This window comes from Pseudomonas sp. NY15356, assembly GCF_048068175.1.
In the GTDB taxonomy this organism is placed as follows: domain Bacteria; phylum Pseudomonadota; class Gammaproteobacteria; order Pseudomonadales; family Pseudomonadaceae; genus Aquipseudomonas; species Aquipseudomonas putida_K.
Genome location: NZ_JBLUPW010000009.1, coordinates 1 through 23,795 on the forward strand (window position 1 = coordinate 1; position 23,795 = coordinate 23,795).

The window sequence follows — 23,795 nt, forward strand, 5'->3', positions numbered from 1 at the left end:
GTACGACCGATTTGTATGGTGGCGCGCTCTTCAACGCTGAGTTCGGTATAAGACATAGGGGCAGCACCGTACCGGAAAGGTCAGGTGTTGCACTCAGTTTTTGCCGCCGCCCAGAATGCCCGGGCCAGATCCAGACAATTCATCTGCAGCGCGCAATAGCTGAAATAACTGCGCAGCACCGCCTCGACTTCGTTATGGAAGTTACCGAACGACTGCATCAGGTAAGCCATGGCCGCATTGCGCGCGCGGAACTGATACTCCGATTCAGCCACACGGGTATCGATCGAGATGTGTGGATTGCCCGACAACCGCCGTACGAAATCGCGCATCGACAACGTAGGTGCCGCGAAGCGCGATTGGTTGATATCGCAAATCACCAGTGCCCCCGCGTTGATGAAGGGATTGCGCGGACGCCCGCGCTCGAACTCCAGCTGCACCAGTGAGTTGAACGGCTGGCCCGAGGGCTCATGACCCAACCGCTCCCAGATCGCCTCCCCCGAGTGGCCAATCGCCTGAACCAGGCTGAACACCTTGGAAATACTCTGCACCGAAAACGGCACCCGCGCGTCGCCTGCGCAGTAATAGCTGCCATCGTTGCCATAGACCGCGATGCCCAGCTGGTTCGCCGGGACATCGGCCAGCGCAGGGATGTAGTCAGCCACTTTGCCCTTGCCGATCAAGGGACGCACTTCGTCGAGAATTTCGTTCAACAGCGTTTGCATGGAAGGCCTTATGTATCAGTCCCCCAGACGACAGCAAGGGGTGGCATTCTTGACGCAGGCTGTGGGGGAGAAATCACATGTTTGCGAAGAAATGGCTGACGCTATTCGCTGTTTGTAGATCGCCCGCCCCCCTTCAGCTCGAGCAGGGCGTTCATTGCACTCACCCCCAAAATGTCTGCCGCAATGCAAGAGCGGCCTTATGCCGCGAAAGGGCAAAGCGGTCCCGCGATGCCTACCCCATCACCGCCATCCAACCGACCCCACCCAAACACCGTCACCACAAAAACAAACGCCCCCGGCATCAGCCGGGGGCGCTTGAAAACCCAGGTGTTCGCCGCTCAAGACCAACCAGGGCAACCAAGCCGACCTACGCAACCCTACGCAGATCTCTGCCCGTAGCCTGGCCAGCCCTCGTCAGTGAAAAACGGCGAACCAGATGAAGCCTAGGAGGCCGCTCAGCCCACCTCAATACCAACCCGAGGGGGAGATCGCTTTTCGGAAACATCCTACGCATGTAGAAGAAAAGCCGTACACGACCTTGCCGATATCCGCCCCAAGGCGCTCGACCCCGGAAGATTGAGTAGCGCTACAGCATGATGAATGTGCAGCCCTCACCATTCCAGGTGGTTGACATCGAAGAACTCCATCAACGTGTGAGACAGAACAGGGACCGCGACCATGATCAAAGGTAGCACTAAAAGATATACAAATTTGCTTTCATCCTTCCTGCCATTGTGCAAATTTACTAGCCGCACGCAGAGTTTTGCTAGCAGCGCTAGCGATAATGCAACCAAGAGAGAGAACGCAATGCACATGCTGCCACCTAATGAGCGTGCTGGCCGAGATCTATAGATAACTCATGATGAAGGTCACCTCGGTATTGGCGGAGCCAGCTTTAAGCGACTCGGTACCGAGACGATAATAATTAGCAATTAAGGGAATCAGGAAGTTCCCGCCACTGGTGTTGTAGCCACTGAAATTGCGCGGTGTGTTCAAAGGTACAGGCACGCCGTTTGCGTCCTTGATCTGCAAGCCGATACCTCGGGCAGTCGATGTCGTATTAAGCCCGACGACACCTTGGGCAGAGTCGATGACCGGGGTAAGCGCCTGGAGTTGGTAATTGACCTTGGTGAGCCCTTGGGGACAGTTGTTCAGCTTGAGGTTGAAGGGCACTTCACGGGCGGTAGAGCCTGGGCCGCCGAAGTCGAACAATTTGTAGTCGTCGCCCATGGCCACCGCTACATCCGGTGTCTCGCAGGAGCCGACTACGATATTGATATCACGACCGAGCACGAGATCCACGATTCTTCTCGGACCGTATCTCACAAGACCTAAATCGCCTCCTCCAATGCCTTTAGCCGTCAAAGGGCCCGTCTTGTAGATCTCCAAGATCATGTCGCCTTCAAGTTTGTAATTGCCCGCCTTGAGTGGAGCCAGTGAGGCGATATAAGTACCGCCATTTACCAAGCCCGTCTTTATTCGAAAGGAAAGACCGCTATTGCCGAGGGGAAACTCTTGTGTTTTCGTCGTCGGGGCTGGACCCAGTCTGGGCGCTAACTCGAGCCCCCAAAGTTCTTGGGTTGTGCATTCAAACTCACTGAGAGGAATGGTCTGGGTTTCGCTGTAAACCAGCGTCCCATCCGGTGCATTAGGCGGAATCGTGAGATTGGCAGGTACGGCATAGGTTACGTAGCGCGTAGAGTGCCCGAAACATATGGCTTGTGCTGTATCAACGACCCCTAGCACTGCCGCCAGGACACTGAAGATGCGAATGGCTAGTTTGCCCCCGGGTAATTTGCCATGGCTCATGCTGCTTGTACCCTCCTACAGGCCTGTCGCTTCTCCTCGTTAGCCCAACAGATTGAGAGCGCTCGGAAAAAGAGCTCAAGTCTATTGAGCACTGATCACTCTCCCAATCAGACAAGTCTTAATACACTTGCCTTTCATCACCTAACCGGCAGAACGCGACAGCGCATGGCATGCGATGCATTTTCTCCTGACGCATGTGTGAAGGTTGCCCCCGAAATAGCATCGCGCTCGTTGCCACACGCCTCGCCCGCTCGCAGAGACCTGCGGGCGCTTTGGAGCTACAGGTAACTCATGATGAAGGTGATTTCGGTGTTGGCGGAGCCGGGTCTAAGTGATTCCATAGCCATGCGGTAGTAACTGGCCGTGAAAGGGATAAGAAAGTTACCACCACCGGTGTCATAGCCGGTGAATGTGCGCGGTGTATTTAAAGGCACAGGCTGACCATTGGCGTCCTTAATTTGCAGCCCGATGCCCACTGCAGTCGATGTTGCATTCAGTCCGACGACCCCTTGGGCAGCGTCAACCACAGGAGTGAGCGCCTGCAGTTGGTAATTGACCTTGGTGATTCCACTAGGACAGTTGTTCAGCGTGATGTTGAAAGGTACCGCACGGGCGGTGGAGCCTGGGTCACCGAAGTCGACTAGCGTGTAGTCGTCGCCCATGGCCACGTTTACATCCGGCGACTCGCAGGAGAGGGCCACTACGTTGATGTTCAGGCCAAGCGCGATATCAACAATGTTCTTGGAACCGAACTTCACGACCCCTAGGTCGCCGGCACGCACGACCCCGCTAGGCGCAAGAGCACCACGTTTGTAGATTTCTAGGATCATCTCGTCTCGAAGATAATAAGCACCCCATTTGAGTGGGTCTAGAGACGCGACATAGCCCATACCACTTCCCAGCCCTACCTTTATTCGGAAGGACAGTCCGGAAACACCGATGGGGAAATCTATCGTCTTCGACGTGGGAGATGGACCTCGCCCGGAGGCCAAATCTAACCCCCAGAGTTCTTGGCTAGTGCATTCAAAACTGCTGCGAGGCAGGGTTTTCGTCTCGCTGTAGAGCAAGGTCCCATCCGGCACATCGCGCGGTACTGAGATGTTTTCGGGTCCGGAATAGGAGATGAAGCGCGTGGGGTCTCCAAAACATATCGCTTGGGCCAACTCCACCCTCCCGAGCAGGATCGCTGCAACACCCAAGGCCAATTTGCCGAGAGACGAAGTACCATGACGCATGCTGCTTTTGCTCCCCAACGGGCCCACGCCCTGTCTTCGCTCAGCGCTTTAAGAACACTCTACAATGCGCCACAACCCTAGAGGCAGCTGCCGCCCTCCCACATCAGACGAACCTTATTCCACCTCGGCGGACACCGGGACAGACGCGCTCGCCGCTAAACGCTCTCAACCGATCCGTTTAGAGGGCACATCGATTCGCAGCGTTTCATGACTACTTTTAGCTGGGGCAGGCTGTACGCACAGATCGCCTAGCTATGCAGCCAATCGCCTTTGCATCTGCAAACTTATCGCCCCCGCAATAAGATAACTCTTAAGAACCCGAAAATTCGGTCGATACTCAAGACGAGGCAATTTTTCGAGGAGATTGGTCATGAACGGCAAGTTTCCGGTAGTGCTCACAATAGCAGTGCTGAGCGCGTTTCCGCTGACCCAGGCAGAAACACGCGTGGGGGCTGGTGTCATCCGCTTTACCGGTCATGTAGTTGAGTCGCCCTGTAGAACCTCGTCCGACTCCACCGGTTGGCGCATGGAGGCTTGTCCCATTCCCTCCCGTCACATTGATGTCAGTGTGCAGCAAGTCCGATCCCAATTGTCGCTCAGCTCAACGGACTTCACACCGGTGCAGGCTAAGTTAGTCGTCAGCCGAACGACCGAAAGCCGCTACTTCGATCAGCAATACACCTTGGTGGACCGCGCTGGCAAACCAATAACCACCGGCAATTTTCTCGTTACGGTGTCCATGCCCTGAGTGACCGAGGGCGTCCCTTGTATCGCGACGCCCTTTGCCTGCGACACCGTAGAAAATAGGATTCATCCTATTCTTCAGCCCACAACACCCATGACCTAATACCTCAGGCGAGTGCAAACTTTTGCCTCTAGCAGGAAAAGTTGCACGCCACCCGCGCTCAATCTAGCAACGCAGCTTTTCTACTCTTAGAAACTGCCAAGGATTCACATGAGCGATGGGAAAGTACTTAAGCGCCGCCGTTTTTAGCCTAACATTGCTGCATCATGCAGTCGCTGCCTCTAACGAAGACGCACACTTCACTCCTGCCCAGCAGAAGGAGTACGCTCGCATCGTCTACCTGCGCAAGCAGCTTGACGATGCACTTGAGCAGCGAAATGGCCTGATGGACACACTGGCCGATTTGGAACAGCGGGCTACCCAGTTGGTAACGGCGAATCTGCAGCTCGCGGACCGCCAAGCAGCACTCTTGGCTGCTCAAGGGCAACACGCGCCCGCTGACGCGGCAAGACAGTTTGTCTTGAGTGATGAGACATCGAACGATGCTCGTGCCAGCTATGTAATGGGCGCGCGCTATGCGGAAAGAGCCTCTCTCGAAACCGAACAACTCGCCTCCATTGGGAAGAAATTGGACCTTCTCGCGCTCACCCAAGGATTCAACGACCGCTTACACGCCCAGATGCAGTTGCCCAAGGATCAGGTTTCCGCAGAGCTCTCCAGCATCGACCTGCAGTTAGAAGAGGTGAATCGCGCCAGAGCTCAAAAGCACCGTCAGGCATTGCTATCAGCTGCCGCTAAGGAAAAAGGCGCGCTCGCATTGCCGGGAGGCGTGATCTATCGAATTCTCGATAAAGGCAAGGCGCCTACGGTGACTGATCAGAGCGACATCTTGTTCGAGTTCGATGAACAGCTCGGAACAGGCGAGATTTTAGCTAGCCGGGAGTCGAGGAACAGCAAGGTGAAACGCTTACCGCCACCGTTTCGAACAATACTCAAACAGCTTGGGCTCGGTGGCTCGGCTAAAATTCATATCCCTATAGACACAGCTGATGATGAACGAGCTGCTCCCAGAGGTATTCCCCCCGGCAACCTCTCAATCGTCACCATCAAGGTAATCGGCATCAAGTAGCTCAGCCTCACACTATTGGCCTGCTACCAACATGACTGTCAGGCACAGGCGGAATCGGCACCTGCCTTGCAGCCAACTTAGAAACTCAGCCGTAGCATCCCGGCCAGTTGCCGATCATCGGCATTGCGTGATCGGCTGCATGCCTTCAGGGCTTGTCGCAGACAACGCACCAAGCAGAGCGCAGCCGGGTCCAGGGCTTGGTCGCGCAGATGGATCACGCTGATCTCTCCCTCGCCCAGCAACTCGTCCAATGCCAACGCCTGCGCCTTGCCGCGAAGCGGCTCGCACAACAGCATCGGCCCGGGCGAATAGCCGAGCATGCCGGCGTCCACGATCAGGCTGCTGAGCATGGCGCTGGACTGGGCGCAGACGATACGCCCCGGCTCGATAGTCAGGCCATGGCGGCCGAACAGCTGATGCATCAACGCATGCTGCCCGGCCTGGGTGAAGTTCATGACCCACTCCTGCTCCAGCAACTGGCCGAGCGAGCGCGCGCCCTGCATCGGGTGTCCGATACGGGCCAGCACATGCATCGGGTAATGGGCCAGCACCTGGTGGCTGAACTCCTGCCCTGGCAAGCCCCCCATCGGCCCCAAGGCGAACTGCATCTGCCCATTGCGCAGCAGTGCCAGGCTGACCGCCTGCAGGCCTTCGTACAGCTCCAGCTGAACCGTTGGCATCTCCTGGCGGAAGGCTTGTAGCGCCGCACCCAACAAGGTCTGCCCGAACCACGGCGTGATGCCTACGCACAAGCGGGTCGGTGCCTCGCCACGCAGGCTCGCCAGGTCGCGCTGGGCCTTTTCCAGCTGGCTGGCGATCTGCCGCGCGTGAGGGAGCAAGGTCAGGCCCGCGCTGGCCAGGCGCGCACCGCCTGCATGGCGGGCCAGCAACGGCAGCCCCTGCTCTTCTTCCAGCTCACGCAAGGCGCGGGTGACCGCGGCCTGGGACAAGCCCAGGGCGCGTGCAGCCGACCGGATACCGCCGTGGTCGGCGACCGCGATCAAAGCCTGTAGCTGATGCAGCTTCACGAAAAGCCTCCCACCTGAACACCAAGGGTCGTCATGACAACATTTTTGCGGCTTATGTCCTACCGCCGCTGGCGCTAGGTTAGAGCACGAGGCCAAGGCCGCCAACGGGCCAGCAGTGTCGCCTCGCAGACCAGGAAAGCACAACATGAACAACACCTGCATCGCCCCCGGCATCGCTGCCATCATCCCTGCCATGGTCGAGCTGCGCCGCGCGATCCATCGCGAGCCTGAACTGGGCTTCGAAGAGTTCTCCACCTGCGCTCGTGTCATCAGCCATCTGCGTCAATGGGGCTACGAGGTTCATCAGGGCATGGCGGGCACCGCGGTAGTCGCCACTCTGCGCAACGGTACGGGCCCGACACTGGGTTTGCGCGCCGAGCTCGATGCCTTGCCCATCGAAGAGCAAAGCGGCCGCCCCTGGGCCAGCACCGTGCCTGGCAAGATGCACGCCTGCGGCCATGACGGGCATACCGCGATGCTACTGGCCGCCGCCTGCGAGCTGGCCCGCGAACGTCACTGGCGTGGCACCCTGCACCTGTTCTTCCAGCCCGCCGAAGAGGGCCATGGCGGCTCGGGCGCCAAGCGTATGCTCGATGAAGGGGTGTTCGAGCGCTTCCCCTGCGATGCGGTTTACGCCCTGCACAACTCCCCCGGCATGCCGTTGGGCATGTTCGGCGTACTCGCCGGGCCACGCATGGCCTCCACCGACAGCGTGACCATCGTCATCCAAGGCAACGGAGGCCATGGAGCCATGCCGGACAAGGCGATCGACCCTGTGGTGATCGGCGCATCGCTGGTGCTGGCGCTGCAGACCATCGTCTCGCGCAACGTCCCCCCCAGCGAGACGGCCATTATCACCGTGGGCGCCTTCCTGGCCGGCGATGCCGCCAATGTGATCCCCGGCCAGGCCGAGCTGCGCCTAAGCGTGCGCACGCTCGACCCAGCCGTGCGCGACCTGCTGCGCAAGCGCATCCAGGTCCTCGCCGAACACCACGCACTCAGCTATGGGGGCACCGCCACGGTGCGCTTCAGCGAAGGTTACCCAGTGCTGCTCAACGACCACGAGGCCACTCGGCTGGCCGAAACAGTCATACGCGAGTGGCTTGGCGACGAGGGATTGGCGTCGGGCCAAAAACCAATCTGCGCAAGCGATGACTTCGCTTTCTGGTTGGAGCGCGTGCCGGGTTGCTATGTGCTGATCGGCAATGGTGACGGCTACGGCAGCTGCGAAGTGCACAACCCCGGCTACGACTTCAACGACCTGGCACTCCCCCTTGGCGCAACCTTCTGGGTGCGCCTGGCACAGCGTTTCCTGGCCTGACGGCCACCGCAAGAGAGCAATGACGATGACAACAAGAACAACACACTTCGCCACCGACACCAGCACCACACAACCCAGCAGACGCCGGGCAATCGCCGCCATCTGCATGGGTAATGCCCTGGAGTTCTACGACTTTCTGGTCTACAGCCTGCTGGCCACGCTCATGGCCAGGCTGTTCTTCCCTTTCAGTGACCACCCACTGATCCCATTGATGCTATCACTGGCCGTGTTCGGCACCGGCTTCGTCATGCGCCCGCTGGGCGGCCTGGTGATCGGCCTGTATGCCGACCGTGTCGGACGCAAGGCTGCCATGCGTCTGACCTTGTGGCTGATGGCAATCGGTTCGCTGATGTTCACCGTTGCGCCCACCTATGCCCAGGCCGGCCTGCTAGGCCCGGCCGTGGTGATCACCGCCAGGCTCTTGCAGGGATTCGCCGTTGGTGGGCAGATCGGCACGTCGACCACCATGCTCATGGAATATGCCGACAAGCACTCGCGCGGCTACTACTGCAGTTGGCAGACCTTCAGTCAGAGCCTCGGCATCTGCCTGGGCGCACTGATGGTCACGCTGCTGAGCAATCTGCTCAGCCCGCAGGCCATGGACAGTTGGGGCTGGCGCGTGATCTTCGCCATCGGCATCCTGGCGATCCCCGTCAGCGAGTACATTCGCCACCGCCTGGAGGAAACCCATGCCCACCGCCAGGCCTCGCGCAGCCGCGCATCGGCGTCCCAAGGCAAACAGCTGGCCCAACTGCTGCAACATCCGCGGCAGATGCTGGCGGGCGTGCTGCTGGTGATCGGTGCCACGGTACCGATCTACACCATCCAGTTCTACCTGGCCAACCATGCCATCGGCGTGCTCGGCATGCCCCTGGCCAGCGGCACCTGGGCGGCGATCGTGGCCTGCCTGCCCCCCTTGCTGCTATCGGCCCATGCCGGGCGCTTGAGTGACCGCATCGGCAGGCGCAAGGCGATCTTCTGGCCCCTGCCCATCCTGCTGGTGGCAATCTACCCAGCCTTCCTGGTACTCAACCAGCACCCCAGCCTGCCCATGCTGCTGACCGTGGTGTTCGTGCTGAGCATCCCGCTGACCTACACCATCGTGCCCAACCTGGCGATCCTGCCGGAGCTGTTCCCCACGCGCATCCGCGCCAGCGGCATGTCCCTTGCCTACTGCATCGGCGTGGCCCTGTTCGGCGGCTTCGCCCAGTTCTTCGCCGCTGGCCTGGTCGGCCTCACCGGCAACACCAATGCTCCGGCGTTCTACATCATCGCGGCAATCCTGCTGTCGCTGGTCGGCCTGAAGCTGGCGCCGGAAACCGCCGGCAAAGACCTCGACTGATAACACCGGCTCACGGACGAGCCCTCCCCTTTCTACGACCACAGGCCAATGGCCTGCGGCACCCGGCTGCGCCCAGAACAAGAACAACAGGTAAACCTCGATGCTCCATCGCCATGCCACACTGCTTTGCAGCGCCCTGCTAGCCACCGACGCCCTGGCTGAACCCCATGGCCTCGTCGAAGACAGCCAGCTGGAGCTGCGCAACCGCAACTTCTATTTCAATCGCGACTTTCGCAACGGTGCCAGCAATGGCCAGGGCAACAATGCTGCCCTGCCTGCCAACCAACGCAACGGGTACCGCCAGGAATGGGCCCATGGTGTCATGCTTGGCCTGACCTCGGGCTTTACCCAGGGCACCCTGGGCCTAGGGCTCGATGCCCATGCCCAGCTCGGCCTCAAGCTCGACAGCGGCCCCGGACGCACCGGAACCCTACTGCTGCCGATCAGCCATAACCGCCAACGCAACGCAGAGGTGGCAGACGACTACAGCCACGCCGGTGCCGCGCTGAAGGCACACGGGCTCGGCGGTGAGTTGAAGTGGGGCCAGATGCGCACCTCGACCCCGGTGTTCACCACCGCCGACAGCCGCTTGCTGCCCGAGATGGCCACCGGCTTGTACCTGCGCCACGATGCTGTACCTGGGCTGCTGCTCGAAATGGGGCACTTCACCGCCTATCACGATTTCACGTCGAACAACGCAGACGACAGCCTGCGCACCCGCTATTCCGATGTAGAAGTGCGCAGCCTGGACTTTCTCGGTGCCACTTACCAAGTCAACGACACCTTATGCCTCAAGCTCTTTCACGCCCGGGCCGAGGACAACTGGTTGCAGCACTACATCAATCTCAACCAGGACGTGCCTCTTTCCTCCGCCAGCGGCCTGAACGTCGACCTACACCTGTACCGCAGTGACGATACCGGCCGCGCCTTGTCAGGCCGGGTGGACAACATCAGTTGGAGCCTCGCGACCGCCTGGCGATATGGCGCCCACCGCGTGACCCTGGCGTACCAGCAGGTCGATGGCGATACCCCTTTCGATTATGTCGGCGGATTGTCCATCGACTTGGCCAACTCGGTGCAGATTTCCGACTTCAACGCCCCCGGCATGAAGTCCCGACAAGTGAGATATGACCTTAACCTGGCCGGGTATGGCGTCCCCGGGTTGAGCTTCATGACCCGCTACGTCACCGGCAGCAGCGCCAGCGACGCGCATTGGCGTCCGGGGCCGCACTATGCCGGCGGCCCGCTGTCGAGCTATGGGGAGTACGACGGCGCTCGCTGGCACGAGCTGGACCTCGAGCTGCGTTACGTGGTGCAACAGGGCTTAGCTCGGGACCTCTCCGTGCGCACCCGCGTTGCCAACTACCGCGGCAACCGCGAGGCACAGGTCGACCTGCAGGATATCAACGAGGTGCGGTTGATCATTGAGTACCCGCTCACACTCTGAGACGCGCCCAGGCTGCGGCAGGGTGTACTGCCGCTTTTCAGGCCTGTGCCTGTCAATCAAAGAGGGAGGAGCTGAAGAGACGAGGCCTTCTAGTACGAACGTGCCGCAGGCATCGCCCTGGATGCTGTCGACCCGCGAGTTTGTCGATCAGGTTCACACTCGCCTTGTGCCGTGCAATGCCGTAGCCACTGGTATAGTTAAGGCCCCGAAAGGATAGCACCTCCGGACGTGGACACAACGTTGGGGCTATAGCAGATCGGTACGATGATCATGCCGTGGTGGCAATCTAGCCAACCGAGGCGCCCTTGGCTCACAAGCCGCCAGTCAGGCCAGGAAATTGCGCATCTGCCCGGACATTTCCGTTCGGAGCACCACACCGACGCGCATGCTGGCGAGCAAGAGCCCAAATACCGTGGGATCACCCTAGAGTGGCGATGGACCACAGTAACAAGGTACCCGCGTGACACCAACGAAGAACGGGAGGTCCGCGCCAGCACCGCTTGCAATAGGCGCAGACTGCGGCTCTAACGCCAGTCTGCACTAAGGCCCCGAGCTTCCGTTCTGCCGGAAACACACTAGCCACCATCCCGCTATTCCGGGTCATCCTAGGCCAGATACTTTGGATACTTCTCAGCAGCATCTCTGCCCCCTCGCACAACGCAGGTGCTGCTTCCACAGCCCGCGCAGCGTCTCGGGCATAAGGTTCCAGCACAGCGCACTTGGCGAGCCAGCGCATAGGCCTGCAATCGCCGAACCTGGCGCTCATCGACCAATCCGGCTTATTCATGCCCTCGCACGGCGCCTACTCAGGAAGGTTCACGCCCTTCAGACCGCGTAGATACCCACTCCGCACGTATTCTTTGCCCAGGCGGGCTGTTCACTTGTGCAGCTCGAACAGCGCGGCAAAGAATTGGCCTATGCCAATATCAGCCATTTAAAGATGGCATGTACCAGCGAGGCCCCCAAGCGTCCGCAGCAGGTCTCTTTGAACCGAATGGTGCTCACACACAACATTGGGGTCATTTAATCCAGACTCTGATGGTCAGGACGCATGAACGAGGTCGCTGAAATTCGGTGGGGTAAAAAGTGGGGTGAAAATAGACGCCGGCATCTATCGGTTGGCCATAAAAAAATCCAGTCACCATTAAGTGACTGGATTCTTTGGAGTTTTTTGGTCGGGACGGAGTGATTCGAACACTCGACCCCTTGCACCCCATGCAAGTGCGCTACCGGGCTGCGCTACGCCCCGACATCATTCTCGATGTTGCTGAGAACGGTGAAGAATTTACCCTAACCTTTTGAATAATGGAAGCTTTTTTTCAAAAAAAATCAGGTCACTTCTTCAACACCACCAGCACATCCTCCAATTCCGCAATCATCTGCCGAATCAATTGCTTGTACTGGGTAGTGTCATCCTTGGCTTCATCACTGGAGAGGCGCAATCGCGCACCGCCGATGGTGAAGCCCTGGTCATACAGCAGCGCGCGGATCTGGCGGATCATCAGCACATCTTGGCGCTGGTAATACCGCCGGTTGCCGCGGCGCTTGACCGGGTTGAGTTGCGGGAACTCCTGTTCCCAATAACGCAGCACGTGCGGTTTTACCGCACAGAGCTCACTGACCTCACCGATGGTGAAGTAGCGCTTGCCCGGAATGGGGGGCAGCTCGTCGTTATGGCTTGGTTCCAGCATAGGCCTCAACCCGGGCTTTCAGTTTCTGCCCTGGACGAAAGGTGACGACACGGCGAGCGGTGATCGGGATCTCTTCCCCCGTTTTGGGGTTGCGGCCCGGCCGCTGGCGTTTGTCGCGAAGGTCGAAGTTGCCGAAACCGGACAGCTTGACCTGCTCGTTCTCTTCAAGTGCGTGCCGAATTTCTTCGAAAAACAGCTCGACCAGCTCCTTGGCCTCTCTCTTGTTGAGCCCCAGCTCCTCGTACAGCCTTTCGGCCATCTCAGCTTTCGTCAGAGCACCCATACGCTATTTCCTTAACGTGGTGTTCAACCTTTGTTCAAGCGAGGTGAGGATGTTTTGCAGGGTAGTGTTCACCTCATCGTCGTTAAGAGTGCGCGATGGATGCTGCCAGGTCAAGCCGACGGCCAGGCTTTTTCTATCAGGATCAATACCTTTACCTTGGTAGACGTCAAACAGCCTGAGGTCTGTGAGCCATTCGCCCGCATTGTCACGAATTACTTCAAGCACCGAGCTAGAAGCTACATCACGTCCTGCGATCAACGCCAGGTCACGCCTCACTTCCGGGAACTTGGACAGCTCACTGAACTTCGGCAGGCGGCCTTCGACCACGTCGCCCAGTACCAGCTCGAAGACGAACACTGGGCGCTCCAGGCCCAGGGTCTTGGCCAGCTCTGGGTGGATAGCGCCGAGGTAGCCGACTTCCTTGCCGTCGCGCTCGATGCGGGCGGTCTGGCCAGGATGCAGAGCTGGGTGGTTGCCAGCGACGAAGGTGAAGTCGCCCAGGGCGCCCGAATAGCCCAGCAGGGCTTCGACATCGGCCTTCACATCGAAGAAGTCGATGCTGTCACGGCCGTTGGCCCAGCCTTCCGGCAGGCGGCTGCCGGTGGCGACGCCGGCGATCATCGGCTGCTGCTTGAGGTCGCCCAGCTGGCCGACGAAGCGCAGGCCGCTTTCGAACAGGCGTACCCGGTCCTGCTGGCGGTTGAGGTTGTGTTGCAGCGCCTTGACCAGGCCCGGCCACAGGGACGCGCGCATGGCGGCCATGTCGCTGGAGATGGGGTTGGCCAGCAGCAGCGGCTCGACGCCTGGGGTGAACAGCTCGAACAGTTTCGGGTCGATGAAGCTGTAGGTGATGGCTTCCTGGTAGCCACGGGCAACCAGCAGGCGGCGCAGGGTCGGCAGCTCGCCACGGGACTCCGGACGGGCCTGGGGAGCCAGGCGGGCCTGCGGGTAGCGTACCGGCAGGTTGTTGTAGCCGTACAGGCGGGCCAGTTCTTCGATCAGGTCGACTTCCAGGCTGATATCGAAGCGGTGGCTGGGGACTTCGACGGTCCACTGCCCTGCTCCGCTGGCGCTGGTTTTCAGTTCCAGGGCGTTGAGCAGCTGCTCGACCTGGGCAGCGTCCATGTCCATGCCGAGCATCTGGTTGATGCGTTCGGCGCGCAGGGTGACCGGCGCGACCTTGGGCAGGTGCTGCTCGCTCACGGCCTCGACGATGGGGCCGGCTTCGCCGCCGACGATTTCCAGTACCAGTGCGGTGGCGCGCTCCATGGCTTCACGGGCCAGCTGCGAGTCGACGCCGCGCTCGTAGCGGTGCGAGGCATCGGTGTGCAGGCCGTAGGAACGGGCCTTGCCAGCCACGGAAATCGGCTCGAAGAAGGCGCTTTCCAGGAACAGGTCGCGGGTCTTCTCGGTGTTCACACCGCTGTGCTCGCCCCCCATGACACCGGCGATGGCCAGGGCACGGGTGTGGTCGGCGATGACCAAGGTGTCGGCACGCAGGGCGACTTCCTGACCGTCCAGCAGAACGAGCTTCTCGCCCTCCTCGGCCATGCGCACGCGGATGCCGCCATTGATTTCGGCGAGGTCGAAGGCATGCATCGGCTGGCCAAGTTCGAGCATCACGTAGTTGGTGATGTCGACGGCGGCGTCGATGCTGCGCACGTCGCTGCGGCGCAGACGCTCGACCATCCACAGCGGGGTCGGCTTGCTCAGGTCGACGTTGCGGATCACGCGGCCCAGATAGCGCGGGCAAGCAGCCGGGGCCGAAACTTCGACCGGGCGCACTTCGTCGTGGGCGGCCGGTACGGCCGGCACCACTGGGCGGGTGACCGGGGTGTCGTACAGGGCGCTAACGTCACGGGCCAGGCCCGCGATGGACAGGCAGTCGCCGCGGTTCGGGGTCAGGCCGATCTCGATGCTGGCGTCGTCCAGGTTCAGGTAGGCGCGAATGTCTTCGCCGACCGGGGCGTCAGCTGCCAGCTCCAGCAGGCCGTCGTTCTCTTCGCTGATTTGCAGCTCTGCAGCCGAGCACAGCATGCCGAAGGACTCGACGCCACGCAGCTTGGCCTTCTTGATCTTGAAGTCGCCTGGCAGTTCGGCACCGATCATGGCGAACGGGATCTTGATGCCAGGGCGTGCGTTCGGGGCGCCGCAGACGACCTGGAAGGTTTCCTGGCCGTTGCTCACCTGGCACACGCGCAGCTTGTCGGCGTCCGGGTGTTGTTCGGTGGTGAGGATCTCGCCCACCACGATGCCGCTGAACTGGCCGGCAGCAGGGGTTACGCTGTCGACTTCGAGGCCGGCCATGGACAGGCGGGCGACCAGTTCGTCACGGGAGACTTGCGGGTTGACCCAACCGCGCAGCCACTGTTCACTGAATTTCATGCTGTTCTCCTAGAAAGTGCGTCGATCGGGCCTAGCGGAATTGGGCGAGGAACCGCAGGTCGTTGTCGAAGAACAGACGCAAATCGTTGACGCCATAGCGCAGCATGGCCAGGCGCTCGGCGCCCATGCCGAAGGCGAAGCCCTGGAATTCTTCAGGGTCGATGCCAGACATGCGCAGCACGTTCGGGTGCACCATGCCGCAGCCCATGACCTCGAGCCAGCCGGTCTGCTTGCACACGCGGCAGCCTTTGCCGGAGCACATCACGCACTCCATGTCAACTTCGGCAGACGGCTCGGTGAAGGGGAAGAACGACGGACGGAAGCGTACCGCCAGCTCTTTTTCGAAGAACACCCGCAGGAATTCCTCGATGGTGCCCTTGAGGTCGGCGAAGTTGATGCCGCGGTCGACCAGCAGGCCCTCGACCTGGTGGAACATCGGCGAATGGGTGATATCCGAGTCGCAGCGGTACACCCGGCCCGGGCAGACAATGCGGATCGGCGGCTGGCTGGCCTCCATGGTCCGCACCTGCACCGGCGAGGTGTGGGTGCGCAGCAGCATGTTGGCATTGAAGTAGAAGGTGTCGTGCATCGCCCGGGCCGGGTGGTGGCCGGGGATGTTGAGCGCTTCGAAGTTGTGGTAGTCGTCTTCGACCTCAGGGCCTTCGGCGATGCCGTAGCCGATGTGGGTGAAGAACTGCTCGATGCGCTCGAGAGTACGGGTGATCGGGTGCAGCCCACCGGTGGTCTGGCCACGGCCTGGCAGGGTCACGTCGATGCATTCGGCGGCCAGGCGAGCGTTGAGCTCGGCTTCTTCGAAGGCGGCCTTGCGTGCGTTGAGCACGTCGGTGACGCGTTCCTTGGCGTCGTTGATCAGCGCGCCGACCTTGGGGCGCTCGTCGGCTGGCAGGTTGCCCAGGGTCTTCATCACCTGGGTCAGCTCGCCCTTCTTGCCGAGGAATTGGACCCGGATCTGTTCCAGGGCAGTGATGTCTTCAGCGCGTTCCACGGCCTCGAGGGCTTGGGCAACCAGCGCGTCCAGGTTTTCCATGTACAGACTCCAGATACGAAAATAGGGGAAGAGCTTTTGAAAGCTCTTCCCCTATCGATGACGTTTTACACCCGACGGCGCACAGCGCCGCCGGATGATTGTCGTGGGTACTTAAGCCAGGACGGCTTTAGCTTTCTCGACAATCGCAGCAAACGCCGCTTTTTCGTTCACTGCCAGGTCGGCCAGAACCTTGCGGTCGATTTCGATCGACGCCTTTTTCAGGCCAGCAATCAGACGGCTGTAGGACAGACCGTTGGTGCGGGCACCGGCGTTGATACGAGCGATCCACAGAGCGCGGAACTGACGCTTCTTCTGGCGACGGTCACGGTAGGCGTATTGGCCAGCCTTGATGACCGCTTGCTTGGCAACGCGGAATACGCGCGAACGCGCACCGTAGTAGCCTTTAGCCAGTTTCAGAATTTTCTTGTGACGCTTACGAGCGATGACGCCACGCTTTACACGAGCCATGAGTAACTTCCTCTATCGTTGACCAGAATTAACGTACGCGCAGCATGCGCTCGACTTTTGCCACGTCAGACGGGTGCAGCAGGCTGGCACCGCGCAGTTGACGCTTACGCTTGGTCGACATTTTGGTCAGGATGTGGCTTTTGAAAGCGTGCTTGTGCTTGAAGCCGGAAGCGGTTTTCAGGAAACGCTTCGCAGCACCGCTCTTGGTTTTCATCTTTGGCATGTTGGAACTCCGCATTCGATAAAATTACACATAATCATCAGGCCTGCCGTGCCCGGGAGATTACTTCTTCTTTTTGGGGGCGATGACCATCATAAGCTGGCGTCCTTCCATCTTCGGATGCTGCTCAACGGTGCCGTATTCAGCGAGGTCAGCTTCGACCCGCTTCAACAGCTCCATGCCCAGCTCCTGGTGGGCCATCTCACGGCCGCGGAATCTCAGAGAGATCTTGGCCTTGTCCCCATCGCTAAGGAAACGTACCAGGTTGCGTAGTTTTACCTGGTAATCCCCTTCTTCCGTCCCTGGACGAAACTTGATTTCTTTGATCTGGATCTGCTTCTGGTTCTTCTTGGCCTCGGAAGCCTGCTTCTTCTTCTCGAAGAGGTGCTTGCCGTAGTCCATCACCTTGCAGACAGGCGGTTGCGCGTCTGCAGAGATCTCCACCAGATCCAGCTTCGCTTCATCAGCGATACGCAGCGCTTCATCAATCGAGACGATGCCAATCTGCTCGCCGTCAGCGCCAATTAACCGAACCTCGCGTGCCGAGATATTCTCGTTGATCGGGGCTTTCGGTGCAGTTCGTTTATCGTTTCTCATTTCACGCTTAATAGTCATTACTCCGATTCTAGGCGACCGCGCTGAGCCACGGCTTCAGCGAGCAGTTGGGTGAATTGGGAGACGGGCATGGAGCCCAGGTCTTTGCCATCACGGGTACGCACTGCAACGGTCTGCGTTTCGACTTCGCGGTCCCCTATAACCAGAAGGTATGGGACCTTGAGCAAAGTATGCTCGCGGATTTTAAAGCCGATCTTCTCATTTCTCAAGTCGGACTTGGCACGGAAACCGCTTCCGTTCAGCGTTTTTTCCACCTCGAGCGCGAAATCGGCCTGCTTGTCGGTGATATTCATGATCACCGCCTGGGTTGGCGCCAGCCACGCCGGGAACACGCCCGCGTAGTGCTCGATCAGCATACCGATGAAGCGCTCGAAGGAGCCGAGGATAGCACGGTGCAGCATGACCGGGCGCTTGCGGTTGTTGTCTTCGGCAATGTAGCTGGCGTCCAGACGCTCAGGCAGGTTCGGGTCGTACTGCAGGGTACCGCACTGCCAGTTACGGCCAAGGCAGTCGCGCAGGGTGAACTCGATCTTCGGGCCGTAGAAGGCGCCCTCGCCCGGCTGGTATTCCCACTCCAGGCCCGACTCGTTCAGCGCATCGGCCAGGGCGCCTTCGGCGCGATCCCACAGCTCTTCGGAGCCCACGCGCTTGGCGGGACGGGTGGAGAGCTTCATGGCGATGTCGGTGAAGCCGAAGTCCTTGTAGACGTCCAGGGTCAGCTTGATGAAGTCGGCAGCCTCCTTCTTCACCTGGTCTTCGGTGCAGAAGATGTGCGCGTCGTCTTGCACGAAGCCACGCACGCGCATGATGCCGTGCAGGGCGCCGGACGGCTCGTTGCGGTGGCAGGCACCGAACTCGGCCAGGCGCAGCGGCAGGTCGCGGTACGATTTGAGGCCCTGGTTGAACACTTGCACGTGGCACGGGCAGTTCATCGGCTTGACCGCGAAGTCGCGGCTTTCCGACGAGGTGGTGAACATGTTCTCGGCGTAGTTGGACCAGTGGCCGGAGCGCTCCCAGAGGATGCGGTCGACGACCTGCGGGGTCTTGATTTCCTGGTAGCCGTTCTCACGCTGGACCTTACGCATGTACTGCTCGAGCACCTGGTACACGGTCCAGCCGTTGGCATGCCAGAACACCATACCCGGAGCTTCTTCCTGCAGATGGAAGAGGTCGAGCTGCTTGCCGATCTTGCGGTGGTCGCGCTTCTCGGCTTCCTCGATGCGCTGGATGTAGGCGGCCAGCTGCTTCTTGTCGGCCCAGGCGGTGCCGTACACACGCTGCAGCTGCTCGTTCTTGGCATCGCCGCGCCAGTAGGCGCCGGACAGCTTGGTCAGCTTGAAGGCTTTGAGGAAGCGGGTGTTCGGCACGTGCGGGCCACGGCACATGTCGACGTATTCTTCGTGGTAGTACAGGCCCATGGCCTGCTCGTCGGGCATATCCTCGACCAGGCGCAGCTTGTAGTCTTCGCCACGACGCTTGAACACGTCGATGACTTCGGCGCGCGGGGTCATCTTCTTGACGACGTCGTAGTCCTTGTCGATCAGCTGCTGCATGCGCTGTTCGATGGCGGCCATGTCTTCAGGGGTGAAGGGGCGCTCGTAGGCGATGTCGTAGTAGAAGCCTTCGTCGATCACCGGGCCGATCACCATCTTGGCGGTCGGGTACAACTGCTTCACCGCGTGGCCGACCAGGTGGGCGCACGAGTGGCGGATGATCTCCAGTCCCTCTTCATCTTTAGGGGTGATGATCTGCAGGGTGGCGTCGTTCTCGATCAGGTCGCAGGCGTCGACCAGCTTGCCGTCGACCTTGCCGGCCAGGGTGGCCTTGGCCAGGCCCGCGCCAATGGAGGCGGCGACTTCGGCAACGGTGACGGCCTTGTCGAACGAACGTTGACTGCCATCGGGAAGAGTAATTACGGGCATGGCGCCTCCTCTCCTAGTGGTGACCCCTACCAAAGGTCACATGGGTTGGGATGAGCCAGTACAAGATCCGCCCTGCCTTTCCCGCGGGAAAGCCTGCCTCACAGTGGCAGAGACCTTTCGGCCTGCCAGGGACGAACCAGAGTGACTGGAAAATGATAAATGGAATGCAGGCCGCGTATGGATGCGCTGCAAGCCGAGCATCCTAGCACGCGGCTTGGGCGCCAGGCAGAAATATTTGGAAATTACACCGCTTCGGTGAACTTGTTCGGAAAATTCCACCTCAGAGTCTCTGAAGCATCCTACTCTTGATGAGACTCAACCCAAGGAGTGTGTGGTTATGCGACTTCAGTCTCTTCTGGCGCTGACGGCTGCCAGCGCCCTACTGCTGCCGCTGGCGGCCCAGGCAGAATGGCCTGCTGGCAAGAAAGGCGCCTACATGGACCAATGTGTCCGGGTGGCCACCGCGCAAGGCGTCGATGCCAAGACGGCCGACCAGCATTGCAAGTGTGGCGCCGACGCCATCGAGAAAAACTTCACCAAGGCGGAAATCGAAGACCTCGACAGCAAGGACGGCGTGGACGCCAAGCTGATGCAGCGGGCCCAGAGCGCCGTGAAACAGGCCTGCGCGCCAAAAGGCTGAGGCCTTTTGGCGGGCGATTTATACATTGTTTGTCGCAGATCAGTATCCTGCGAAGGTAACAGGCGCTAGATGCGCAGAATTAGACTATGATGTGGCCGGTGCTGCGTAGCCTCGGCGACATTGCACCCTCGATAAAAATCATGTTTCTGGAGATTCACCCCATGTCCAATCGCCAAAACGGCACCGTCAAATGGTTCAATGATGAAAAAGGCTACGGCTTCATCACCCCACAAGGCGGCGGCGACGACCTGTTCGTACACTTCAAGGCCATCGAATCCGACGGCTTCAAGAGCCTGAAAGAGGGCCAGTCCGTTTCCTTCGTTGCCGAGCGCGGTCAGAAGGGCATGCAGGCTGCGCAGGTTCGTCCGGAGTAATTCGGATAGAAACGCAAAAAACCCGCCTTCGTGGCGGGTTTTTTGTGGGTGTCATGCTGGTATTGCTGTGGCGGCGAAACTGCCCTATCGCCGGCAAGCCGGCTCCCCCAGGTGGCGCTGCACCTGAGAAGCAGGCTTCACGGGCTCGCTAGCCGCAGTTGACGCGGGTGACGACGCCTTTGTCATCGACGTTCAGGTTCAGCCGCTCGGAGCGGTACTCCAGGGTGATGACGTCGTGGGGCTTGAGGATGCGCGCCAGCTGCGAGCCGCTGGCCTTGCGGGCCTGCTCGAGCAATTCGGGGGTGGCCTGCTTACCGAGGGTGAAGTCGGCCGCGCTGGCTTCGCAGCGCCCGCCATTGTCGGCCGGGGTGGTCGGGGCCTTGTCGCCACCGCCCGAGGAACCGCCTGTGCTGCAACCTGCCAGGACTGCAGCCGCCAGCAAGGTCGCCAGGTAAGCACGGGTACGGAACATGAATCCTCCTAATCGATCACGGGAACTGCCTAATGCGACAGTTCCATTCCACATTTGTTGCAAAACCGGACAAGTCTGCCTGAAGCGAGGCCCCCAGGCCAAAAGCCAATCGTGACCGGATTTTGCGACGGATGCCCGGCATGCCACTGTGCGCCCAAGGCCAAGGCATGATTTACTGCTGCAAGCGGAGCGCACCACGCCTCCCTTCGAATGCCAAGGTCAGGTGTTCGACCCACAGCCCGGGCCCGCCACGAGAGCCTTCCATGAGCAGCCACAGCATCGATGCCGACATCAAGGTCAAATGGGCCGAGGGCCAGAGCGCCTACAGCCCCGGTACCCCCGAGGAATTGCTACTGATCGCCATCGACCTGCTGGTGCGCGACCGCGGCAGCGAGGCGGCGCGCAGCTTCATCGAGCAGGTGTTCGAGCGCTACGCACCGCACGCGGCTATCGCAATCGAGCCAGGCGCGCGCTGAGCAGGTCGAAGAAACCCTGGGCGTCGCCTTCGTTCAACCACAAAACGTTGGCAGGTTGCTTGAGCACGGCGTACCAGTCCACCACGGTCTGGCCGAAGGTCGGCCCTTCGCGGCTGTCGATCACCATGTGCGCGCGGCGGCCGCTGAACAGCTCGGGCTCGAGCAGGTAGGCGATGACGCTGGCGTCGTGCACCGGGCCGCCGGGCATGCCGTACAGGTCCATGTCGCGCTTGACGTAGACATTGAGGATATCCACCACGCGCCGGCTGGCCTGGTTGTTGACGGCGGCCAGCTGCTTGAAGCGGGCCTCGCTGGTGATCACCTTGTGAGTGAGGTCCAGGGGCACATACGTGAGCTTCACGCCGCTGGCCAGCACCACTTCGGCGGCATGGGGGTCGGCGTAGAGATTGAACTCGGCCACCGGGGTGATGTTGCCGCCGTTGAAGTGCGCACCGCCCATCACCACCACTTCCTTGATGCCCTTGGCGATCTCGGGCTTCTGGATCAAGGCCAGGGCCAGGTTGGTCTGTGGGCCGAGCATGGCGAGGGTGATGCTGTGGGGCTCGGCGCTGGACAGGGTGTCGACCAGGTACTGCACGGCGTTGCCCTGGGCCAGGCCTTGCCGGGGCTCATGGACCGTGACGCCTTCCAGGCCTTCTTCGCCGTGCACATCGGCAGCGTAGATCGGCTTGCGCACCAGCGGGCGCCCTGCCCCGGCGTAGACTGGGATATCCTCGCGACCCGCCCATTCACGGGCCAGGCGGGCGTTGCGCGAGGTCTTGGCCAGGCGCACGTTGCCGGCGACGGTGGTGATGGCGCGGATGTTGAGCTCGTCCGGGGAGGCCATGGCCAGGAACAGGGCCACCACGTCGTCGGCGCCGGGGTCGGTGTCGATGATCAGGTCGCGCGGGGCGGCCTGCAGGGGAGCAGTGGCGAGGATAGACATGAGGATGGCTCCTTGTAGCAGGTGCTTTAGCATGAGGCACTCCTTGTTGCCTTTGAGATGTTTTTGGGGCCGCGCTGCGGCCCAATCGCCGGCAAGCCGGCTCCCACCTGTCCTGTGCTGCTTCAAAGACACCGCCCTACCTGTGGGAGCAGGCTTGCCCTGCGCTGCGCCCTAGAAGGTAACGCCAGCTATCAGGGCAATATTGCTGTAGGGCTTGCACTCGCCGGTACGCACCACGGCCTTGGCCTGTCGGCAGAGCTCTTTGAACGCCTGGTGCGACAACAGTGCCTGCGAGCCGAGCTGCCCCGAGCATTGCTGCACCACCACCAGCGCTGGCGGTGCGATGTCGAGCATCTCTTCGGCCAGCACATGCCGCTCCACCTGCATCTCGGCCAACACCGCCCGCAGCACACTGGCGAAATCCGGCACACCCGGCACCACTGCCAGGTCGATCAACTCGATCCCAGGCGGTACTGGCAACCCGGCATCACCGATTACCAGCATATCGCCATGACCGAGCCCGGCGATCACCCGCGAAAGCGCGATGTTCAGCACCCCGGCCTTTTTCATGGCACCAGCTCCGCCAGGTAGGGAATCGAGGGCTGGGCACCGGCACGGGTCACCGACAAGGCCGCGGCACGCTGGCCAAAGGCAATGGCGTCGCCCTCCTCCAGACCGCGCACCAGGGCCGCGGCAAAGCCGCCGATGAAGGTATCGCCTGCCGCCGTGGTGTCCAGCGGCTGCACCACCGGCGCGGGGAAGTGGCGGCTACCCGCCGGCGTGACGAACAAAGCCCCCTGCGCGCCCAGGGTGACGATCACCTTGCCCGCGCCGAGGGCCAGCAACCGTTCGCCGGCGCTACGGGCGCTGTCGAGATCGGTGACGGCTAGCCCGGTCAGGGCATGGGCTTCGCTTTCGTTGGGGGTCAGGTAGTCGATATGCGTGAACCAGTCCGCCGGCAACGGGCCGGTGGCTGGTGCCGGGTTGAGGATCACTGTCTTGCCCAGTTCGCGCCCGCGGGCCAGGGTCCAGGCCACCGTGGCCATGGGCACTTCCAGCTGGCAGATGATCACCTCGGCCGCCTGCAGCAACGCATCGAAACGCTGCACGGCCTCCGGCGTCAGCAGCCCATTGCCGCCGGCAATGATGACGATGGCGTTCTGGCTCGCGGCATCCACGGTGATCAGCGCCACGCCACTGGAAACGCCCTCGCACACGCCGACCGCCCGGCAGTCGATGCCTTCGTGCGCCAAGGCCTGGCGCAATTGCTGGCCGTAGGCGTCGTCGCCGACGTTGCCGACCATCGCCACGCTCGTCCCCAGGCGTGCCACGGCCACCGCCTGGTTGGCACCTTTGCCGCCAGGCACGGTGAAGAAGCTGTCGCCGGCCAGGGTCTCGCCGGCCCGGGGCAGGCGCTGGGCGCGGGCCACCAGGTCCATGTTGAGGCTGCCGACCACCACGACCTTCGCGCTCATGG

Annotated in this window: 23 protein-coding genes, 1 tRNA gene and 1 pseudogene; 8 read left to right on the plus strand and 17 right to left on the minus strand. The window is 60.9% G+C overall.

The features are described 5' to 3' along the window. Positions 1–98: 98 nt before the first annotated feature. The 3 genes and pseudogenes from glsA to ACNFCI_RS09235 form a co-directional block, all read right to left on the minus strand. Positions 99–722: pseudogene (gene glsA, locus ACNFCI_RS09225) on the minus strand (glutaminase A); the annotation flags it as partial. Between the two features lie 846 nt (positions 723–1,568). Then, positions 1,569–2,531, minus strand: coding sequence for a fimbrial protein (locus tag ACNFCI_RS09230; protein WP_368829093.1), 963 nt, complete (start codon positions 2,529–2,531; stop codon positions 1,569–1,571). Positions 2,532–2,809: 278 nt separating this feature from the next. Continuing rightward, positions 2,810–3,766: a fimbrial protein gene (locus ACNFCI_RS09235; RefSeq protein WP_368829094.1), complete on the minus strand. Its 957-nt coding sequence runs from the start codon at positions 3,764–3,766 to the stop codon at positions 2,810–2,812. A 370-nt stretch (positions 3,767–4,136) separates the two neighbouring features. Here ACNFCI_RS09235 and ACNFCI_RS09240 point away from each other — a divergent pair, with 370 nt between their 5' ends. Further along, positions 4,137–4,514, plus strand: coding sequence for a type 1 fimbrial protein (locus tag ACNFCI_RS09240; RefSeq protein ID WP_368829095.1), 378 nt, complete (start codon positions 4,137–4,139; stop codon positions 4,512–4,514). Between the two features lie 214 nt (positions 4,515–4,728). Beyond that, complete coding sequence (locus tag ACNFCI_RS09245; RefSeq protein WP_368829096.1) at positions 4,729–5,640, plus strand: FKBP-type peptidyl-prolyl cis-trans isomerase N-terminal domain-containing protein; 912 nt, start codon at positions 4,729–4,731, stop codon at positions 5,638–5,640. Positions 5,641–5,717: 77 nt separating this feature from the next. Here the strand turns inward: ACNFCI_RS09245 and ACNFCI_RS09250 are convergent, their stop codons facing one another. After that, positions 5,718–6,668 (minus strand): LysR family transcriptional regulator, encoded by a 951-nt coding sequence (locus ACNFCI_RS09250; RefSeq protein ID WP_368829097.1) that lies wholly within the window; start codon positions 6,666–6,668, stop codon positions 5,718–5,720. A 145-nt stretch (positions 6,669–6,813) separates the two neighbouring features. On the opposite strand from ACNFCI_RS09250, the gene ACNFCI_RS09255 reads away from it, so the two are divergent. The 3 genes from ACNFCI_RS09255 to ACNFCI_RS09265 all read left to right on the plus strand — a co-directional run bounded on the left by ACNFCI_RS09255 (position 6,814) and on the right by ACNFCI_RS09265 (position 10,778). Then, positions 6,814–7,989, plus strand: coding sequence for a M20 aminoacylase family protein (locus ACNFCI_RS09255; protein WP_368829098.1), 1,176 nt, complete (start codon positions 6,814–6,816; stop codon positions 7,987–7,989). 25 nt (positions 7,990–8,014) lie between these two features. Further along, positions 8,015–9,331: an MFS transporter gene (locus ACNFCI_RS09260; protein WP_368829099.1), complete on the plus strand. Its 1,317-nt coding sequence runs from the start codon at positions 8,015–8,017 to the stop codon at positions 9,329–9,331. Between the two features lie 100 nt (positions 9,332–9,431). After that, on the plus strand, positions 9,432–10,778 hold the full coding sequence (locus tag ACNFCI_RS09265) for an OprD family porin (protein ID WP_368829100.1): 1,347 nt from the start codon (positions 9,432–9,434) through the stop codon (positions 10,776–10,778). A 1,172-nt stretch (positions 10,779–11,950) separates the two neighbouring features. Here ACNFCI_RS09265 and ACNFCI_RS09270 read toward each other — a convergent pair. The 9 genes from ACNFCI_RS09270 to thrS all read right to left on the minus strand — a co-directional run bounded on the left by ACNFCI_RS09270 (position 11,951) and on the right by thrS (position 19,410). Then, a tRNA-Pro gene (locus ACNFCI_RS09270) sits at positions 11,951–12,027 on the minus strand. Positions 12,028–12,112: 85 nt separating this feature from the next. After that, positions 12,113–12,469 (minus strand): MerR family transcriptional regulator, encoded by a 357-nt coding sequence (locus tag ACNFCI_RS09275; RefSeq protein ID WP_043213594.1) that lies wholly within the window; start codon positions 12,467–12,469, stop codon positions 12,113–12,115. Next, entirely contained in the window at positions 12,450–12,752 is a 303-nt protein-coding gene (gene ihfA, locus ACNFCI_RS09280) for an integration host factor subunit alpha (RefSeq protein ID WP_003250679.1), read from the minus strand. The genes ACNFCI_RS09275 and ihfA overlap by 20 nt, the downstream gene beginning before the upstream one ends. Before the next feature lie 3 nt (positions 12,753–12,755). Continuing rightward, a complete protein-coding gene (gene pheT / locus ACNFCI_RS09285; protein WP_368829101.1) occupies positions 12,756–15,137 on the minus strand; it encodes a phenylalanine--tRNA ligase subunit beta in 2,382 nt (793 codons plus the stop codon). A gap of 31 nt (positions 15,138–15,168) precedes the next feature. Further along, positions 15,169–16,185: a phenylalanine--tRNA ligase subunit alpha gene (gene pheS / locus ACNFCI_RS09290; protein WP_084855587.1), complete on the minus strand. Its 1,017-nt coding sequence runs from the start codon at positions 16,183–16,185 to the stop codon at positions 15,169–15,171. Positions 16,186–16,296: 111 nt separating this feature from the next. Continuing rightward, entirely contained in the window at positions 16,297–16,653 is a 357-nt protein-coding gene (gene rplT, locus ACNFCI_RS09295; RefSeq protein WP_003250671.1) for a 50S ribosomal protein L20, read from the minus strand. A gap of 28 nt (positions 16,654–16,681) precedes the next feature. Then, on the minus strand, positions 16,682–16,876 hold the full coding sequence (gene rpmI, locus ACNFCI_RS09300) for a 50S ribosomal protein L35 (RefSeq protein WP_003250667.1): 195 nt from the start codon (positions 16,874–16,876) through the stop codon (positions 16,682–16,684). 60 nt (positions 16,877–16,936) lie between these two features. Continuing rightward, the gene (infC, locus tag ACNFCI_RS09305) at positions 16,937–17,488 is read right to left on the minus strand and encodes a translation initiation factor IF-3 (RefSeq protein ID WP_172402975.1); all 552 of its coding nucleotides are present in this window, start codon (positions 17,486–17,488) and stop codon (positions 16,937–16,939) included. Next, entirely contained in the window at positions 17,488–19,410 is a 1,923-nt protein-coding gene (thrS, locus tag ACNFCI_RS09310) for a threonine--tRNA ligase (protein WP_084855588.1), read from the minus strand. Before thrS ends, infC begins: the two co-directional genes overlap by 1 nt. A 337-nt stretch (positions 19,411–19,747) precedes the next feature. Here thrS and ACNFCI_RS09315 point away from each other — a divergent pair, with 337 nt between their 5' ends. Continuing rightward, the gene (locus ACNFCI_RS09315) at positions 19,748–20,050 is read left to right on the plus strand and encodes a hypothetical protein (protein ID WP_368829102.1); all 303 of its coding nucleotides are present in this window, start codon (positions 19,748–19,750) and stop codon (positions 20,048–20,050) included. 161 nt (positions 20,051–20,211) lie between these two features. Then, positions 20,212–20,424, plus strand: coding sequence for a cold-shock protein (locus tag ACNFCI_RS09320; protein ID WP_084855590.1), 213 nt, complete (start codon positions 20,212–20,214; stop codon positions 20,422–20,424). Between the two features lie 148 nt (positions 20,425–20,572). Here ACNFCI_RS09320 and ACNFCI_RS09325 read toward each other — a convergent pair whose 3' ends face one another. Then, complete coding sequence (locus ACNFCI_RS09325) at positions 20,573–20,896, minus strand: I78 family peptidase inhibitor (RefSeq protein ID WP_084855591.1); 324 nt, start codon at positions 20,894–20,896, stop codon at positions 20,573–20,575. A gap of 263 nt (positions 20,897–21,159) precedes the next feature. Here ACNFCI_RS09325 and ACNFCI_RS09330 point away from each other — a divergent pair, with 263 nt between their 5' ends. Next, positions 21,160–21,372 carry a hypothetical protein gene (locus tag ACNFCI_RS09330; protein ID WP_084855592.1) on the plus strand — a complete coding sequence of 71 codons (213 nt, stop codon included), beginning with the start codon at positions 21,160–21,162 and terminating at the stop codon, positions 21,370–21,372. On the opposite strand, the gene ACNFCI_RS09335 is transcribed toward ACNFCI_RS09330, so the two are convergent. From ACNFCI_RS09335 to rbsK, 3 genes are all read right to left on the minus strand, one after another. Continuing rightward, complete coding sequence (locus ACNFCI_RS09335; protein WP_368829103.1) at positions 21,344–22,351, minus strand: nucleoside hydrolase; 1,008 nt, start codon at positions 22,349–22,351, stop codon at positions 21,344–21,346. The genes ACNFCI_RS09330 and ACNFCI_RS09335 overlap by 29 nt on opposite strands. A gap of 138 nt (positions 22,352–22,489) precedes the next feature. After that, positions 22,490–22,888 carry a D-ribose pyranase gene (gene rbsD / locus ACNFCI_RS09340; protein WP_084855594.1) on the minus strand — a complete coding sequence of 133 codons (399 nt, stop codon included), beginning with the start codon at positions 22,886–22,888 and terminating at the stop codon, positions 22,490–22,492. Next, a complete protein-coding gene (gene rbsK, locus ACNFCI_RS09345) occupies positions 22,885–23,793 on the minus strand; it encodes a ribokinase (protein WP_368829104.1) in 909 nt (302 codons plus the stop codon). Before rbsK ends, rbsD begins: the two co-directional genes overlap by 4 nt. Positions 23,794–23,795: the final 2 nt, after the last annotated feature.

What these genes read in the sequence shown, in the direction of transcription:
- ihfA (WP_003250679.1), bottom strand. Translation starts at nt 12,752, where the DNA reads ATGGGTGCTCTGACGAAAGCTGAGATGGCCGAAAGGCTGTACGAGGAG.
- pheT (WP_368829101.1), bottom strand. Translation starts at nt 15,137, where the DNA reads ATGAAATTCAGTGAACAGTGGCTGCGCGGTTGGGTCAACCCGCAAGTC.
- ACNFCI_RS09235 (WP_368829094.1), bottom strand. Translation starts at nt 3,766, where the DNA reads ATGCGTCATGGTACTTCGTCTCTCGGCAAATTGGCCTTGGGTGTTGCA.
- ACNFCI_RS09335 (WP_368829103.1), bottom strand. Translation starts at nt 22,351, where the DNA reads ATGCTAAAGCACCTGCTACAAGGAGCCATCCTCATGTCTATCCTCGCC.
- pheS (WP_084855587.1), bottom strand. Translation starts at nt 16,185, where the DNA reads ATGGAAAACCTGGACGCGCTGGTTGCCCAAGCCCTCGAGGCCGTGGAA.
- rplT (WP_003250671.1), bottom strand. Translation starts at nt 16,653, where the DNA reads ATGGCTCGTGTAAAGCGTGGCGTCATCGCTCGTAAGCGTCACAAGAAA.
- rbsD (WP_084855594.1), bottom strand. Translation starts at nt 22,888, where the DNA reads ATGAAAAAGGCCGGGGTGCTGAACATCGCGCTTTCGCGGGTGATCGCC.
- ACNFCI_RS09260 (WP_368829099.1), top strand. Translation starts at nt 8,015, where the DNA reads ATGACAACAAGAACAACACACTTCGCCACCGACACCAGCACCACACAA.
- ACNFCI_RS09265 (WP_368829100.1), top strand. Translation starts at nt 9,432, where the DNA reads ATGCTCCATCGCCATGCCACACTGCTTTGCAGCGCCCTGCTAGCCACC.
- ACNFCI_RS09230 (WP_368829093.1), bottom strand. Translation starts at nt 2,531, where the DNA reads ATGAGCCATGGCAAATTACCCGGGGGCAAACTAGCCATTCGCATCTTC.
- ACNFCI_RS09320 (WP_084855590.1), top strand. Translation starts at nt 20,212, where the DNA reads ATGTCCAATCGCCAAAACGGCACCGTCAAATGGTTCAATGATGAAAAA.
- ACNFCI_RS09330 (WP_084855592.1), top strand. Translation starts at nt 21,160, where the DNA reads ATGAGCAGCCACAGCATCGATGCCGACATCAAGGTCAAATGGGCCGAG.
- infC (WP_172402975.1), bottom strand. Translation starts at nt 17,488, where the DNA reads ATGACTATTAAGCGTGAAATGAGAAACGATAAACGAACTGCACCGAAA.
- ACNFCI_RS09240 (WP_368829095.1), top strand. Translation starts at nt 4,137, where the DNA reads ATGAACGGCAAGTTTCCGGTAGTGCTCACAATAGCAGTGCTGAGCGCG.
- ACNFCI_RS09325 (WP_084855591.1), bottom strand. Translation starts at nt 20,896, where the DNA reads ATGTTCCGTACCCGTGCTTACCTGGCGACCTTGCTGGCGGCTGCAGTC.
- ACNFCI_RS09275 (WP_043213594.1), bottom strand. Translation starts at nt 12,469, where the DNA reads ATGCTGGAACCAAGCCATAACGACGAGCTGCCCCCCATTCCGGGCAAG.
- ACNFCI_RS09315 (WP_368829102.1), top strand. Translation starts at nt 19,748, where the DNA reads ATGCGACTTCAGTCTCTTCTGGCGCTGACGGCTGCCAGCGCCCTACTG.
- rbsK (WP_368829104.1), bottom strand. Translation starts at nt 23,793, where the DNA reads ATGAGCGCGAAGGTCGTGGTGGTCGGCAGCCTCAACATGGACCTGGTG.
- ACNFCI_RS09255 (WP_368829098.1), top strand. Translation starts at nt 6,814, where the DNA reads ATGAACAACACCTGCATCGCCCCCGGCATCGCTGCCATCATCCCTGCC.
- thrS (WP_084855588.1), bottom strand. Translation starts at nt 19,410, where the DNA reads ATGCCCGTAATTACTCTTCCCGATGGCAGTCAACGTTCGTTCGACAAG.
- rpmI (WP_003250667.1), bottom strand. Translation starts at nt 16,876, where the DNA reads ATGCCAAAGATGAAAACCAAGAGCGGTGCTGCGAAGCGTTTCCTGAAA.
- ACNFCI_RS09245 (WP_368829096.1), top strand. Translation starts at nt 4,729, where the DNA reads ATGGGAAAGTACTTAAGCGCCGCCGTTTTTAGCCTAACATTGCTGCAT.